General features: G+C 70.0%; 15 protein-coding genes. 7 read left to right on the top strand and 8 right to left on the bottom strand.

What is annotated here, in order from left to right; all coding sequences use genetic code 11:
* Positions 1–143: 143 nt before the first annotated feature.
* Positions 144–2,201: a cellulase family glycosylhydrolase gene (locus tag AW272_RS02015; protein ID WP_066360469.1), complete on the bottom strand. Its 2,058-nt coding sequence runs from the start codon at positions 2,199–2,201 to the stop codon at positions 144–146.
* Between the two features lie 298 nt (positions 2,202–2,499).
* Between AW272_RS02015 and AW272_RS02020 the strand changes: the two genes are divergently transcribed.
* Both AW272_RS02020 and AW272_RS02025 read left to right on the top strand, forming a co-directional pair.
* The gene (locus AW272_RS02020; protein WP_066360471.1) at positions 2,500–3,252 is read left to right on the top strand and encodes a hypothetical protein; all 753 of its coding nucleotides are present in this window, start codon (positions 2,500–2,502) and stop codon (positions 3,250–3,252) included.
* A 9-nt stretch (positions 3,253–3,261) separates the two neighbouring features.
* Positions 3,262–3,621: an Mth938-like domain-containing protein gene (locus AW272_RS02025; protein ID WP_066360472.1), complete on the top strand. Its 360-nt coding sequence runs from the start codon at positions 3,262–3,264 to the stop codon at positions 3,619–3,621.
* 74 nt (positions 3,622–3,695) lie between these two features.
* Here the strand turns inward: AW272_RS02025 and AW272_RS02030 are convergent, their stop codons facing one another.
* Genes AW272_RS02030 through AW272_RS02040 form a run of 3 tightly spaced genes read right to left on the bottom strand, consistent with a single transcriptional unit; the run spans position 3,696 to position 6,531 of the window.
* Positions 3,696–4,838 carry an alpha/beta hydrolase gene (locus AW272_RS02030; protein ID WP_083957824.1) on the bottom strand — a complete coding sequence of 381 codons (1,143 nt, stop codon included), beginning with the start codon at positions 4,836–4,838 and terminating at the stop codon, positions 3,696–3,698.
* An 11-nt stretch (positions 4,839–4,849) separates the two neighbouring features.
* Positions 4,850–5,518 carry a response regulator gene (locus AW272_RS02035; RefSeq protein ID WP_066360476.1) on the bottom strand — a complete coding sequence of 223 codons (669 nt, stop codon included), beginning with the start codon at positions 5,516–5,518 and terminating at the stop codon, positions 4,850–4,852.
* Entirely contained in the window at positions 5,515–6,531 is a 1,017-nt protein-coding gene (locus AW272_RS02040) for a sensor histidine kinase (protein ID WP_066360478.1), read from the bottom strand. The genes AW272_RS02035 and AW272_RS02040 overlap by 4 nt, the downstream gene beginning before the upstream one ends.
* A gap of 102 nt (positions 6,532–6,633) precedes the next feature.
* Between AW272_RS02040 and AW272_RS02045 the strand changes: the two genes are divergently transcribed.
* Positions 6,634–7,317: a response regulator transcription factor gene (locus AW272_RS02045; protein ID WP_066360482.1), complete on the top strand. Its 684-nt coding sequence runs from the start codon at positions 6,634–6,636 to the stop codon at positions 7,315–7,317.
* A gap of 151 nt (positions 7,318–7,468) precedes the next feature.
* Here AW272_RS02045 and AW272_RS02050 read toward each other — a convergent pair whose 3' ends face one another.
* On the bottom strand, positions 7,469–8,692 hold the full coding sequence (locus tag AW272_RS02050) for a HAMP domain-containing sensor histidine kinase (RefSeq protein ID WP_083957826.1): 1,224 nt from the start codon (positions 8,690–8,692) through the stop codon (positions 7,469–7,471).
* A gap of 86 nt (positions 8,693–8,778) precedes the next feature.
* On the opposite strand from AW272_RS02050, the gene AW272_RS02055 reads away from it, so the two are divergent.
* On the top strand, positions 8,779–9,432 hold the full coding sequence (locus tag AW272_RS02055) for a phosphatase PAP2 family protein (protein WP_083957829.1): 654 nt from the start codon (positions 8,779–8,781) through the stop codon (positions 9,430–9,432).
* Between the two features lie 47 nt (positions 9,433–9,479).
* Here the strand turns inward: AW272_RS02055 and AW272_RS02060 are convergent, their stop codons facing one another.
* Positions 9,480–9,854 (bottom strand): DoxX family protein, encoded by a 375-nt coding sequence (locus AW272_RS02060; protein ID WP_066360485.1) that lies wholly within the window; start codon positions 9,852–9,854, stop codon positions 9,480–9,482.
* Between the two features lie 77 nt (positions 9,855–9,931).
* Between AW272_RS02060 and AW272_RS02065 the strand changes: the two genes are divergently transcribed.
* From AW272_RS02065 to AW272_RS02075, 3 genes are all read left to right on the top strand, one after another.
* A complete protein-coding gene (locus AW272_RS02065) occupies positions 9,932–10,408 on the top strand; it encodes a MarR family winged helix-turn-helix transcriptional regulator (RefSeq protein WP_066360487.1) in 477 nt (158 codons plus the stop codon).
* A gap of 9 nt (positions 10,409–10,417) precedes the next feature.
* The gene (locus AW272_RS02070; protein ID WP_066360489.1) at positions 10,418–11,278 is read left to right on the top strand and encodes a dioxygenase family protein; all 861 of its coding nucleotides are present in this window, start codon (positions 10,418–10,420) and stop codon (positions 11,276–11,278) included.
* A 112-nt stretch (positions 11,279–11,390) separates the two neighbouring features.
* Positions 11,391–12,659 (top strand): C40 family peptidase, encoded by a 1,269-nt coding sequence (locus AW272_RS02075; protein ID WP_157518173.1) that lies wholly within the window; start codon positions 11,391–11,393, stop codon positions 12,657–12,659.
* Here the strand turns inward: AW272_RS02075 and AW272_RS02080 are convergent.
* Both AW272_RS02080 and AW272_RS02085 read right to left on the bottom strand, forming a co-directional pair.
* Positions 12,644–13,030 carry a DUF2255 family protein gene (locus AW272_RS02080; protein WP_066361189.1) on the bottom strand — a complete coding sequence of 129 codons (387 nt, stop codon included), beginning with the start codon at positions 13,028–13,030 and terminating at the stop codon, positions 12,644–12,646. The two genes, AW272_RS02075 and AW272_RS02080, sit on opposite strands and share 16 nt — an antisense overlap.
* Positions 13,031–13,105: 75 nt before the next feature.
* Positions 13,106–13,597, bottom strand: coding sequence for a DinB family protein (locus tag AW272_RS02085; RefSeq protein WP_066360497.1), 492 nt, complete (start codon positions 13,595–13,597; stop codon positions 13,106–13,108).

Genomic DNA, 13,597 nt, shown 5'->3' on the forward strand with positions numbered 1-13,597 from the left:
CCGGAGAACGAGGTCCATCGTTTGACGCCTCCTTTGGGGAAAGTAATACAGTGCAGGCTTCCCCCAAAGGAGACTTCCGCGATGGCATTCCTGCCGTGTCCGCGAGGCTTCCCACCTGCGGAGACGTCAATCGCGGACTCGTCTCAGCTTGTCGTTCCGGTCACCGTGGTGCCTGACTTGGTCACGTAGTAGGTCACCTGGGCGCCGCTCCAGAAGTGGAGGGTCAGGGTCACCCGCTGGGCGTTGTTGACCTCGGCGAAGAACGCCGGGGTGAGGGCGATCGTGTTGGCCGTGTAGTCGGGGGCGAAGGCGACGTCGAACTCCTTGAAGGACGTCCAGTTGTGCGGGCCCGCCGAGGTGCCGTCGGCGTACTTGGCCTCCATCGTCGCCAGCTGGTCACCCCGGAACGTCGTCGGGATCGTGAAGGCGCTGGTCGTGCCGGTGGCGGCCGACACCTGAGGTGTGTCGTAGGTGATGATGCTGATCCGCCACGGCACGCCCGAGGAGAAGCGGGCCGGCACGCTCGTGTTCACGCCATATGCGCGCGACCCCACCAACCTGGTCAGCGCGGAGGCCGTGAGGGTGAGCGTCGTACCGGAGACCGTGTAGTCGGTGCCCTGGGTCAGGCCGGTGATGCCCTGGAAGGTCGTCCCGTTCAGGTTCAGGGTCAGCGACTTCGCGGTGATCGTGCCGGTGCGGGACACGTAGATCTGGTCGGCGGAGGCCGTGCCCGAGCGGGTCGTCCAGCTCGACTTGATCTGGGCGGACAGTTCGGGGTCGGACCACGTGAACGAGGTGCGGCCGAAGTGCTGGCCGTTGTCCCACAGCATGGTCGTGATGCCGCGCTGGCGGGCGTAGTAGCCGAGGTACTCGAAGAACTTGAGTTTCTCGCCCTGCTGGATGGTGCCGGTGTGGCGGTCGAAGCCGAGCAGGCCGTACTCGCCGATGATCACGGGGATGCCCCGGCTGATGAAGCCGTTGTACGCCCGGTCGAAGACGCCCACCAGGTCAGCCTGCGTCGTCGCATCGAAGCGGGTGCCGCCCGCGACGTTCACGCTGAAGGGCCAGTAGCCGTAGAAGTGGACGGTCGCGATCAGGTTGCGGTCGTTCAGGGCGGTGAACGTGCTGTTCAGTTCGTCGATCCTGGGCTGGTCGGCGGAGGTGTGCAGGGTAGGCAGGACCAGCAGCCGGGTGGCGTTGTTGCCGCCGGAGTTGCGGACGATCGTCCGGAACGAGGTGTTGAGCTCGTTCAGCAGGGTGGCGTTCTGGGCGTCGCCGGAGCTGCCGGTGAACTGGGGCTCGTTGACGCTCTCGAACAGCAGTTTCGGCGAGTGGCCGCGGAAGGCCGTGGCGAGCTGCGTCCAGACGGCGTTGTATTTGGCCAGCACGTTCACGCGGTCGGTGGGCATGGTGTTGATCCACTGCCACGAGTCGTGGTGAATGTTGATCATGACGTAGAAGCCGTCGGCGAGGGCCCAGTCGACGACCTCCTTCACCCGGTTCAGGTGCGCGGTGTTGATCGTGTAATTGGGCGCGCCACCCAGGTACTGACCCCACGTGACCGGGATGCGGATGCTGTTGAAGCCCTGGGCCCGGATGTTGTCCAGGAGCTGCGGGGTGATCGTCGGGTTGCCCCAGGAGGTCTCACCCTGGCCGGTCGCGTCGAGCGAGTTCCCCAGGTTCCAGCCGGGCTGCATGGCCGCGACGACGGCCATCGCATTACCCGGTGAGGGGGACGGCGAAGGCGAAGGGGAAGGCGAAGGGCTGGGTGAAGGTGAAGGTGTCGGGGTCGGTGACGCGCCGCCGCAGGTCACGCCATTGAGCGTGTACGAACTGGGCGCCGCGTTCGTCCCGCTGTACGTCCCGTTGAAACCGACCGTCAGACTGGCGCCCGACCCGAGCGACTGGGCATAGGAGGGCGCCGTCACGGTCACGTTCTGGCCCGACTGGGTCCACGTGCCGTTCCAGCCCTGGCCGACCTGCTGGTTTCCCGGCCACGTGAACCGTAAGGTCCACGGGCTGACCGGGTCCCCCAGGTTCCTGATGGTGACGTTCGCGCCGAAGCCGCCGCCGTTGTCCCAGGTCTTGGCGTACGTCACGGAACAGGCGACCGCCGCCAGCGCGGGCGGGGTGACGGCCACCCCGAGCGCCGCGAGCAGCGCGGCCACCGCGGACAGGGTCCACAGGCGTAGTTTCTTCATCGTCGAGCCTCCATGGGCGATGGGGAGCGCTCACATGGTTGGCAGGGGCTGGTGAAGGTGTACACGACAGTCCCGGCACCACCCCGCTGACCTGGGCGGCCCGCTGTAAATTTCAGCGAAGGCCGACTATCTCCGCGATGACCGTCTCGGCTCCGAATCAGAGCGCGACCGGCGGCTTGGAGCGTGGTCCAGAATTCCGCGCTGCGGCTGATGTCCGGTCCTTGTGCGATATCGTCCCTGATCCTGTGACATGGATCGCCTCCCTGAACCACCTCGCCCGGCCTTACGTCTCCGGGGTATGAGACTGAGAACCACCCTGCTGGTGGCCCTGTTGTCGCTGGTCACGGCCTGTGGCGGCGGCGAACCCACCGCGACCGCGGCTGAGCCGGAGAAGCCCGCCGCGGCGACACCGGTCGCGATCCTCCGGGCCGAAGGCGGGTTCGTCACCGCGAGCACGAACGTGCTGCGCGCCCCTCGGGTCGTCGTCTACAGCGACGGCCTGGTGATCGCCGATGCGGCGTACAAGATGAGCCTTTCCGAGGCCGAGGTCGCCCAGACCGTCGACGCCCTGAAGAAATACTTGACCGGCCAGCCGCCCACCGCCTCGCCGAAGCCGGGGGCGCCGATGGTGACCGATATTCCGGCGACCGTGCTGGCCGTGGCCGGTGATGACGGCAAGCTGATCGAGGTCAAGGCCGAAGCACTCGACCAGGTGGCCGACTTCTACCCGAAGGAGCTCGTCGACGCCAAGAAGCTGCTCGACGACCTGGCGACGAAGGCGACCGAGAAGAACGAGAAGTACACGTCCGACCGGGTGCGGCTGGCCGCCGAGTCGGTGCCGACCGCCGAGGGCAAGAGGACGCCGTGGCCGGCGGGCGTGCCGGAGCCGTCGGGCCAGATCGACCCCGTGTGGCAGAAGGACCTGACCGGCGCCGAGGTCCCGGCCCTGATCAAGGTCGCCCCGCCGGTGCCGGACGCCGGACTGCCCATCTTCAAGACCGCGTCGGGCGTGTTCGTGCTGTCGTGGCGGTACCTGCTGCCGAGCGAATAAGTTCGACGTATGCCGCTGATCACCCACCTGTCCTGGGGCCGGATGACCGTCGAAGGGCTGGGCGAGGGCAAGGATTTCAAGCTCTGGCCCGGCGGCGGGCGGCCCTGGGACTGGGCTGAGACCGGCACCCGCCACGAGCCGGGCATCCAACCCGCTGATGTGCGGGAACTGCTCGACCACGGATGCACGGTGATCGTGCTGTCGCGGGGGATGGATCTGGTTCTGCAGACCATGCCGGAGACGCTCGAACTGCTCCGAAGCCAGGGGGTCGAGGTCGTTCACGCGGAGACGAAGGCCGCTGTCGAGCGCTACAACGAGCTGGCCGCGACCGCGGCCGCCGTCGGCGGCCTGTTCCACTCGACCTGCTGAAACAGGTGGGCCCCGCCGGGGAGCGTCCGGCGGGGCCCTTGGCCTTAGTTTGGATGGTAACCAATCAAATACCGCTATGAAAGGAAGTCGAGCAGGATCTGACGGCTGTGCTGGGCAGGGAGACTGCCGTAGGCGTCGTCGGGGGAGTGCTCGGCGAACGGGAGGATCTTCGTGGTCACCGGGACGCCGTTCTCGCTGAGCAGGTGGGCGAAGGCGGTGACGTCCTGAGGGCGGGCGCTGCGGTCGCGGTCGCCCACGACCAGGAGGGTCGGCATGAGGCCCGGCTTCACGTACGTCTTCGGTGAGACCTCGCGGTAGCGGTCCGGGAACTCGTCGGGGCTGCCGCCGGTGTAGAGACGGGCGGCGTTGCGGCTGCCCGTCACGTCGCGGGTCCACATCGCGGTCACGTCGGTCACGGGGTAGAAGCCGACCACGCTCGCCGGAGGCGGCGGTGTCTCGCCGCAGCTCGACCCGATCTCACCTGCCCGCAGGCGGTAGGCCGCGTTCAGGGCCAGGCCGCCGCCGGCCGACATGCCGCCGAGCGACAGTCGGTCGGGGTCGAGGTGGAAGCGGGTGGCGTTGGCGCGGGTCCAGGCCAGGGCGCAGACGAAGTCCTGTGGCGCCCTGTCCCAGGTGGGGGCGCCGGGGGCGGACAGGCGGTAGTCGACGGCGATGGCGGCCACGCCGTGGTCGGCCAGCCAGCGGCCGGTGCCGCGCAGGTCGCCCCGGTCGAAGGTCTGGAAGCCGCCCGCGTGGGCCAGCACGATGGCGGGCGCCCGGGAAACTCCGCGCGGCAGGTAGACGTCGGCCTTGAGGTCGCCGCCGAACGTCTCGGTGATGTCGGGCCGCACGTCGGGGTAGGCGAACTCGGTGAACATCTCCGTCCAGTGGACGTCGGTGCCGGCCGCGTAGGCCGCCTTGCCCTGGATGCCGGACACGACGACCGCTCCGGCCGTCGACACGGCGGTGATCACTGTCAGGACGCGGCCCCAGCGCCGCAGGCCCAAGCGCCGGGCCAGCAGGCCGAGCAGCAGACCGGCCAGGCCGATCAGGGCGACGTGCAGAGGATATTGGCCGGTCAGGACCGGGCCGATGATGCCGGCCTTCGGGATCGCCGGGACGTAGGCGCCCAGCACGAGCGCGCCGGCCAGGAAAGCGAGCAGCGAGGCCACCAGGGCGATCAGGATTTTGGGCATGGCGAACAGAACTCTTGTCATCAGGGGGTTCCTCAGAAGGTCATCCGGCCGGGGGTGACCAGGCCGGTCTCGTACGCGAAGACGGCCGCCTGGGTGCGGTCGCGCAGGTGGAGCTTGGACAGGATGCGGCCGACGTGAGACTTCACGGTCTGCTCGGCCACGTGGATGGCGGTGGCGATCTCGGTGTTGGACAGGCCCTGGGCGACCAGGACCAGCACCTCGGTCTCCCGTTCGGTCAGGTCCCTGATCCGCTCGGTCACGTCGGGGAGCGACGGGCCGCCCTGGCGGGCGAACTGGGTGATCAGGCGCCGGGTCACGGCGGGGGCGAGCAGCGCGTCACCGGCGGCGACCACTCTGATCGCCTCGGCGAGCTGGCCGCCGGAGGCGTCCTTCAGCAGGAAGCCGCTGGCGCCGGCGCGGAGCGCCTCGTAGACGTATTCGTCCAGGTCGAACGTGGTGAGGATGAGCACGCGGGCCGGGAGGGTACGGGTGATCTCCCGGGTGGCCTCGATGCCGTTCATCTCGGGCATCCGGATGTCCATCACGATCACGTCGGGTTCCAGCGCGGCGGCCTTCGACACGGCGTCGGCGCCGTTCACGGCCGTGCCGACGACCTCGATCCCCGGCTGGACGCCGAGCAGGATCGAGAAGCCCTCCCGGACCATGGCCTGGTCGTCGGCGATGAGCACGCGGATGGTCATGACGTCTCCGTGATGGGCAGTACGGCGCTGACGGCGTAGCCGCCCTCGCCGGTGGGTCCGTTGGTGAGGGTGCCGCCCAGCATGGCGGCGCGTTCCCGCATGCCCAGGATGCCGTGCCCGGCACTGGGCGAGGGTTTCCGCACCTCCGCGGGCGCGGTGTTCGTGACGTCGATCCGGAGTTCGCCGCCGTCGAGGACGACCCGCACGTGGACGGTCGCCCCGGGTGCGTGCCGCATCGTGTTGGTCAGCGCCTCTTGAATGATCCGGTACGCGTTCAGACCCACCCCGGGTGGCAGGCTGCCCAGATCGCCGGAGGTCTCGGCGTCGTCCACCAGCCGGTCGAGGTCGGCCAGCGTGGGCTGGGGGTCGTGAGAAGGTTCGGCCCGGAGGACGCCGAGCAGGCGGCGCAGCTCACTGAGGCCCTCCAGCGCGGTCGCGCGGATCGTGGCGAACGTCTCGGTCAGCTCGGGCGGCGGGTCGCTCACCCGATAGGGCCCCGCGTCGGCCTGGATCGAGATCACCGACATGTGGTGGGCGACCACGTCGTGGAGCTCGCGGGCGATCCGGGTCCGCTCTTCGAGAATGGCCCGCTGTCCGCGCTCCTCGTTCAGTTCGGCCTGGGCCTCCTGGCGGCTGCGGACGAGCCACCCCGCCACCCCGGACCCGGCCACTGCGGCCACGGCGACCGGGCCGCCGAAGATCGCCGGCAGTGCGCCGATAGCGCTGAACAGGGCCGTCTTCCTGTCATCGAGCCGCAGGGCCAGCAGGAACACGATCCCGGCCTGGACGGTCCATCCGTACACCGCGTCGGTGGAGGTCGGCGGGTGGACCAGGTGCACCCCCACGAGCAGCGCGGTCGACGCCGCCCAGGCCGGGATCGGCCACCACAGCGCCGCGACCAGCATCGCGGCGTGCACGATGGCTGTGACCTGGGCGAACTGGTCGTCGCCCGTCATGGCCAGCAGCACGGCGGCCACGACGACCGGTGCCCTGAGGAGCAGTCCGAACTTCATGCGTCCCAAGGTAGGAACCGGGGCGGCTGGTCCGCGTCACTCCCAGGTAGGGGTCGTGACGGTCACCCGCTGTCCGGAACCTGGGTACGGGAGGATGGGCGGATGGCAGGAACGAAGGTCCTCGTCGTCGAGGACGACCCGGTGATCGGGGCCGAGCTGACCGAGGCCCTGGGGGTCAACGGCTACGCCCCGACGCTGGCCGTCGACGGGCGGACCGCCATCCTGGCGGCGGAGGAGTCGACGCCCGACCTGGTGCTGCTCGATCTCGGGCTGCCCGACCTCGACGGGGTGGTGGTGTGCCGGAAGGTACGGCTGCTCGCGCCCGAGGCGGTGATCGTCGTGCTGACCGCACGGACCGAGGAACTCGACGTGGTGGTCGCCCTCGACGCCGGGGCCGACGACTATCTGACGAAGCCGTTCCGGCTGGCGGAACTGATGGCCCGGCTGCGGGCGCATCTGCGGCGGCAGGCGGTGGTCGCCCCCGGACGCGCGCTGTCGGTCGGCGGGCTGCGGCTCGACGTGGCGGCCCGGCGCGCCTATCTGGACGGCGTCGAACTGTCGCTCCGGCCCAAGGAGTTCGACCTGCTCGCGGTGCTGGCCGGGCAGCCGGGCGAGGTCGTGACACGCGAGGAGCTGATGGACCGGGTGTGGGACGAGAACTGGTTCGGCTCGACGAAGACGCTCGACGTGCACGTGTTCGCGCTACGCCGCAAGCTGGAGGAACCCGGCGGCCAGGCGCCCCGGATCACGACGGTGCGGGGGCGCGGCTACCGGATGGAGGCCTGATCGATCCGTGGCGAGGCTGCCGGATGGACGCCTGATCGATCCGTGGCGAGGACCGGGTCGGGCGGCTGTCGCCGCCCGAAATTTCGGCATATCGGATCGAAGCCTGACCTGGCTGTCCGCGTTGGCCCCGCGCTCTGGTGAGAGGCTGAGCTCAGCGGCTCGGTAGCAGGAGGCTGAAGGTCGGAGGGCGTTCGCGCCGGAGGATCAGCCGGCCGCCTTCCGCCTCGGCCAGTGAGCGTGCCAGGCCCAGGCCGATGCCGTGCCCGTCGCGGGGGATCCGGCCGAAGACGTCGCGCTCCTCGGTCACGCCTTCGCCCTGGTCGGAGACGTCGATGGAGATCCCCGCGCCGATGTCGGCCACGGTCAGGGTGATCTCGCCGGCGCCGTGCCGCCGGGCGTTGTCGAGCAGCACGAGGAGGATCTGGCGGACCGCCGCCGTCGAGAACGTCACCTCCGGGAGGTCGTCGTCGACGCGGATGGTCACCTCCCAGTCGGCGCGGATCTCCGCGAGCAGGACCGGCAGGTCGAGCGGGGCGCGGCCGGTGTCGCGGGAGAGGGTCACCAGGTCCTCGATGATGGTCTGCAGCCGCTCCGCCCTGGCGAGCGCGCTGGCGATCTTCTCAGGTGACGGCCGGTCGACGGCCGATTCCAGCCCCAGCATCAGACCGGTCACCCCGGTCCTGAGCTGGTGTGACACCTCGCCGCTGAACGCCCGCTCCCGGGCCAGCACCTCTCCGAGCCGCCTCGCGGTGGCCGCTAGGGCCTCGCCCGCCTGGTCGACCTCCAGGACCCCCGATTTCGGGGCCCGTACGGTGAAATCACCGTCGCCCAGCGCCTGCGCGGCGCCGGTGAGCCGTTCGAGGGGGATCGCCAGCCGCCGCGACAGATAGATCGCCACAGCCGCCCCGACGCCGAGCGCGACCACCGCGAGGATCGCGATGAGCTGCCAGGCCTCGTACACCTCTTCGGTGATCTCCTCGTAGGGCGTGGCCACCCGGACGACGCCCGTCCCGGACGGGATCGGCGCGGCCGCCGCGTAGTCGGGGCCCTCCTCGCCCTGGTGGGGCAGGCCGTCGCGGGTGAGGGCGGCGACTGCGGAGGTGGCCGGGCCGGCGCCCGCCTGGAGCTTGCCCTCTTTGGTGTAGATGCCGATGAGGATGTCATCGTCGTCCGCCTGGGGCAGCGCCGTAGGGTCGTCGCGGAGGGCGGCGGCGTGGCGGGAGGCGCTGCGGGCCAGTTCCGAGGCCGTCCGGTCGTGGTAGCGGTCGTTCGTCAGCACCGCCAGCGGCACCGCGAACAGCACCACCGCGAGGGCGGTGACCCCCAGGATCGCGGCCAGGGCGCGCTGACGCAGCGGGGTGCCTTCCGGGGTCATGTCCCTATCGTCCCTTGTTGAAGGTGAACTCCCGGTTAACCCAACCCTCATCGGGCGCTGACCAGGTGGTCCTTAGCGTAAGTCTGATGATGAGGCTTGTGGTGGGGGTTCCCCTGCTGGTTCTCGTGACGGTGCTGGGATTCGCCGCCGAGATGCCCGGCTGGACCTCTGCCGACTGGGCGGTGGCCCAGGTCGTACAGGACGGAAGAAACCCTGTTCTGACCGGGATCGCGCTGCTGCTCAGGCTCGGGTTCGGCACCGAGGCGGGAGTCGTCATCTCCCTGGGCCTGGCGGTGTTCGCGCTGGTCGTGCGGACATCCGAGGCGGTGAAGGCGCTCATGGTGGTGCTCGCGGGGTGGGGGGCCGGGGCGCTGCTCAAGATCACGGTGGATCGGCCCCGCCCGCCGGTCGCGCACTCGATGCTGGGCGACCTGGGCGCCATGAGTTTCCCGTCGGGCCACGTGTGCCTGACGGCCGCCGTCGCCGTGGCGGCCTGGGTGCTGGTCCGGCGGCGCTGGGTGGTCGTGGTGGGGGTGCTGGTCGTGGCGGGTCAGATGCTCGCGCGCGTCTATCTCGGGGTGCACTATCCGACCGACGTGCTCGCCGCGCTCATCGTGGTCGCCGGGACGTCGCTCATCGTGCTGGCGGGCGGACTCCGACCGGCCGGAGATCGCCATCCCGCCGCGTCCCCGCTGAAGGGGGTCAGTCCGGGGCGTCTCGTCAGACCGCCCGGGACCTGACGACGAAGGCCCGGCTCCCGGCCGGGCCTTCGGCATGTCGTGGGTTGTTACAGCGGGTACGGCCCGAAGCGCCCCCACGCCACGAACGCCGTCAGCAGCAGCAGCACGAGCGCCGGGATGGCCCCCGGGATCTCGTTGCGTCGCACGTGGGTGATCACCGCGCCCACCATCGTGATGGCCAGGCCGGTCGCCGCGATGGGGACGAGGATCGGTGCGATCCCGGTCACGCCCGGCAGGACGAGGCCGAGCCCGCCCAGTGCCTCGACGGCGCCGATCGCCTTGACCTGGTTCGCGGAGAAGTCCTCGGTCCAGGCGAGGCCCGACTTGGCGAGTTCTTCCTTGGGACGGCCGATTTTCATCGCGCCGGCGCCGATGAAGGCAAGGGCGAGGATCGCTGAGACGACCCAGAGGACTGTGTTCATGGGGGTTCCTTCGTGACTTGAAGATTCAAGCGCAACCTAACCCTCATTTACTTGAAGCGTCAAGTAAAGTGAATCCCATGGAAGACCAGCCGCGGTGGCTCACCGACGAGGAGATGGAGGCCTGGCTCGCCCTGGTCAGCATGCTGATCAAGCTCCCCCAGGCCCTCGACGGCCAGCTCCAGCGCGACGCCGGGATCAGCCACTTCGAATACCAGGTGCTCGCAGGCCTCTCGATGAGCGCCGGCCGCACCATCCGGATGAGCGAGCTGGCCCAGCTCGCCGACGGCTCGCTCTCGCGGCTCTCCCACGTCGTCAGCCGCCTGGAGAAACGCGGCTGGGTGCGGCGGTGCACCGACCCGGACGACGGGCGCTACACGCTGGCGGTGCTGACCGACGACGGCTGGCAGAAGGTCGTCGAGACGGCCCCCGGCCACGTGGCGACCGTCCGCGAATGCGTCATCGAGCCTCTCACCAAAGCGCAGATCCGCCAGCTGCGCGACATCGGCCGCCGGATCACCGACGCCGCGGACCCCGGCGGCACCTGCCCCGGCTGAAGGAGCCCCATGTCCATCTTCAACCCGGCCATCCCCGCCGGCGCCTATGACGAGTTCCTCGCCGAGAGTCTGGAAGCAGCCCGTACACACCGGGCTTGGACCCCCGCCGACGGCCCGCTGCCCGCGCTCTACCTCAGCCACGGCGCGCCGCCGCTGTTCGACGACGGCCCGTGGATCCGCGAACTGCACGCGTGGGCCCGCGCCCTGCCCAAGCCGGCCGGCATCCTGATCGTGTCGGCCCACTGGGAGACCGCGCCGGTGGCCCTGTCCGCGGCGGCGGCGAACACCCCGTTGGTGTACGACTTCGGCGGCTTCCACCCCCGCTACTACGCCATGCGCTACCCCACCCCCGACGCCACCGCGCTGGCCTCCCGGGTCGAGGCGATGCTGCCCGAACCGGTGTTCCGGCACCCGAGCCGGGGGCTCGACCACGGCGCGTGGGTGCCGTTGATGGCGATGTATCCGCTGGGGGATGTGCCGGTCGTACAGATGAGCCTGCCGACCCAGAATCCCGCCAAGCTGCTCGACCTCGGCGCCAGGTTGGCGGAGCTCCGGGCCGAAGGGGTGCTGGTCATCGGGTCGGGGTTCATGACGCACGGGCTGCCGTTCATGACCCGCGAGATGATCAACGGGCAGGTGCCCGGCTGGTCGTCCGACTTCGACGCGTGGGCCGCCGACGCGCTGGCCAGGCAGGATGTCGACCTGCTTGCCGATTATCAGGCGAAGGCGCCGGGCATGCCCTACGCCCACCCGACCGCCGACCACTTCATCCCGCTGTTCGTGACCCTCGGCGCGGGCGGCTCCGCGGTGACGACCGTCATCGACGGTTACATGATCGGGTTCGCGCGGAGGTCGTTTCAGACGGACTGAAAGGCGGGTAGGGCCCAAGATCAGACGAGCCGAATTGCTCAGCGGGTTCCTTCTCATGCCAATTGTCACTAGCGACCCGTAAGGCCGGTGATGGCCCGGCATGCTCCGCTTCATGCGAAGGATCGTGGTCGCCTGTGTGATGTTCGTGGCGTTCCTGACGGTGCCGGCCCATGCCGCCGCCCCGCCCGGGGAGTGCCTGCCCGGCGAGATCGCCGACATCGCCTCGCTCGACGGGGGCTACTGGCTGGCCGGCACCGACGGGCGGGTCCACGCCTACGGCACCGCGAAACTCTTCGGCTCGCCCGCCAAACCGGTCGTCAACATCGAGGCCACCGCGTCGGGCAACGGCTACTGGCTCGCCGCCGCCGACGGCACCGTCTGGGGCTACGGCGACGCCAAGGTTTCCCGTGAAACCACGCCGAAGCTGACCTCCCCGGTCGTCGGCGCGACCCGTACCCAAACCGGCCTGTGGCTGACCACCGCCGACGGCACCGTGGTCGCCCCCGACGGCGCCGTCACGGCCCGCAAACGCGCGTCCGTCGACATCGTCGCCACGGTGTCGGGCAAGGGCTACTGGCTCGTCGCCGCCGACGGCTCCATTCGCGGGTACGGGGACGCGAAGGCCGCCCCCACCCCCGCGGACCTGAAGGCTCCCATCGTCTCCGCCACCTCGGTCGGCCCCGGCCTGGTGCTGGCCGGCGCGGACGGCGCGGTGTTCGCCCTGGCCGGGGCCACCTTCCACGGTTCGGCGGCGCCCCTCCGGCTGGCCGAGCCCATCATCGGCGTGACCGCCGCGACCGCCGACGGCTACACCCTGGCGGCCGGCGACGGCGCGGTCTTCGCCTTCGGCACAGACGGCTTCATGGGCAACGCCGTCACCTCGGCCGACGACTGCACCCCGCCCGACCCCACGCCCGGCTCGGAGATTGTGAAGGTCGCCACCGCGATCAAGGACGGCCAGGTCATGCAGGGCTGGCCCGGCGGCTTCGTCCCCTACGCCTGGGGCGGCGGCCACGGCTCGGCCCCCGGCCCGTCATTCGGGACCTGCAACTGGTACACCGGCCCGCAGCCGTGCCGCGCCAACGTGACGTTCGGCGTCGACTGCTCGGGCTTCGCCCGCTGGGTCTACCACCTGGCCTACGGCCGCGACGTCCTCGGCGGCGAGAACACCAACGGCCAGCTCAGAAAACTGACCAAATCGACGACCGGGCGGCCCGGGGACCTGGTCTTCTACGGCAGGAGCACGTCGGACACCCGCCACGTCGCGGTCTTCATCGGCGACGGCAAAATCATCAACGCCCTGCGCACCGGCACGGTCATCCGCGTCGACTCCATCGACGTGAGCCGGGACCGCCTGCCCGGCTTCTACCGCGTGACCTGACGCGGGACGAGCCGAAGGGTCGTCCCCTTGGCCGGCCCGGCGACCATGGGGTCGACGTAGGCGGTGTCCTGGTCGCGATACTTCATCCGGTACGCGAGGTCGATGTCGTCGTTGGTCTGGGAGTCGTCCACCCGCACGAACGTGACGTCCTTGGTCACACCGCCCGCGGTGATGCGACCTTCGCCCCCGAGCTGGGTGACGGTGAACCAGTGACTGTTCTCGCCCTTGTAGGAGCGGACGTAGAGGCCGTCGTCGTAGCGAACGACCCAGATGGTGACGGGCTTGATGAGGGTGCCGTCGGCGAGCCGCGGTGCGATCTCCAGCTCCTCGGCCTCGCCGATGGCGGAGAGCTCGTCATGATTCCATGTCATCGCCTCATGCTCCGTGGCATCCCACCACGGACGCCGCAGACTCGCCGAGGCGGCGGCCATCGGGCCGACCCCAGGTCAGCCCATCGTCTTCTGGCCGTCGATCGACTCGCGGAGGATGTCGGCGTGGCCCGCGTGCTGGGCGATCTCGGCGATCAGGTGGGTGAAGGCCCGGCGCACCGAGCGGGTGGCCCCCGGCGGGAACCACGGCGCGCGGGGCAGCTCGTGGATCTTGTTCAGGTCGAGGGTGCGGACGAGTTCGTCGGTCGCACCGGCCGTACCTTCCCAGATGGCGAGGAAGTCGTCGAGGGTCTCGTCCTCTTCCATGCAGAACTGGCTCGACCAGTCGACCTGCACGGCCTGCATCGCCTCGGCGCCGCCCAACGCGAACCTGGCCCAGCCGGCCTCCATCAGGGCGACGTGCTTGACGATGCCTCCCAGGCACAGTTCGCTCGCCGTCGGACGGAGGCGCGCCTGTCCGTCGGTCAGGCCGTCGACGGTGCGGCGGAGGAAGCGGCGCTGGGCCGCGAGGGATTCGAGGAGGTCGGCGCGTTCCTGGTCGTTGCTCAT

Origin of the sequence: Herbidospora mongoliensis, from assembly GCF_001570545.1 — a bacterium.
GTDB lineage: Bacteria > Actinomycetota > Actinomycetes > Streptosporangiales > Streptosporangiaceae > Herbidospora > Herbidospora mongoliensis.

Bases quoted from the DNA above. Each gene is read 5' to 3' on its own strand.
- AW272_RS02020 (WP_066360471.1), top strand. From the start codon at position 2,500: ATGAGACTGAGAACCACCCTGCTGGTGGCCCTGTTGTCGCTGGTCACG.
- AW272_RS02035 (WP_066360476.1), bottom strand. From the start codon at position 5,518: ATGACCATCCGCGTGCTCATCGCCGACGACCAGGCCATGGTCCGGGAG.
- AW272_RS02080 (WP_066361189.1), bottom strand. From the start codon at position 13,030: ATGACATGGAATCATGACGAGCTCTCCGCCATCGGCGAGGCCGAGGAG.
- AW272_RS02055 (WP_083957829.1), top strand. From the start codon at position 8,779: ATGATGAGGCTTGTGGTGGGGGTTCCCCTGCTGGTTCTCGTGACGGTG.
- AW272_RS02040 (WP_066360478.1), bottom strand. From the start codon at position 6,531: ATGAAGTTCGGACTGCTCCTCAGGGCACCGGTCGTCGTGGCCGCCGTG.
- AW272_RS02030 (WP_083957824.1), bottom strand. From the start codon at position 4,838: ATGACAAGAGTTCTGTTCGCCATGCCCAAAATCCTGATCGCCCTGGTG.
- AW272_RS02025 (WP_066360472.1), top strand. From the start codon at position 3,262: ATGCCGCTGATCACCCACCTGTCCTGGGGCCGGATGACCGTCGAAGGG.
- AW272_RS02065 (WP_066360487.1), top strand. From the start codon at position 9,932: ATGGAAGACCAGCCGCGGTGGCTCACCGACGAGGAGATGGAGGCCTGG.
- AW272_RS02060 (WP_066360485.1), bottom strand. From the start codon at position 9,854: ATGAACACAGTCCTCTGGGTCGTCTCAGCGATCCTCGCCCTTGCCTTC.
- AW272_RS02015 (WP_066360469.1), bottom strand. From the start codon at position 2,201: ATGAAGAAACTACGCCTGTGGACCCTGTCCGCGGTGGCCGCGCTGCTC.
- AW272_RS02050 (WP_083957826.1), bottom strand. From the start codon at position 8,692: ATGACCCCGGAAGGCACCCCGCTGCGTCAGCGCGCCCTGGCCGCGATC.
- AW272_RS02075 (WP_157518173.1), top strand. From the start codon at position 11,391: ATGCGAAGGATCGTGGTCGCCTGTGTGATGTTCGTGGCGTTCCTGACG.
- AW272_RS02085 (WP_066360497.1), bottom strand. From the start codon at position 13,597: ATGAGCAACGACCAGGAACGCGCCGACCTCCTCGAATCCCTCGCGGCC.
- AW272_RS02045 (WP_066360482.1), top strand. From the start codon at position 6,634: ATGGCAGGAACGAAGGTCCTCGTCGTCGAGGACGACCCGGTGATCGGG.
- AW272_RS02070 (WP_066360489.1), top strand. From the start codon at position 10,418: ATGTCCATCTTCAACCCGGCCATCCCCGCCGGCGCCTATGACGAGTTC.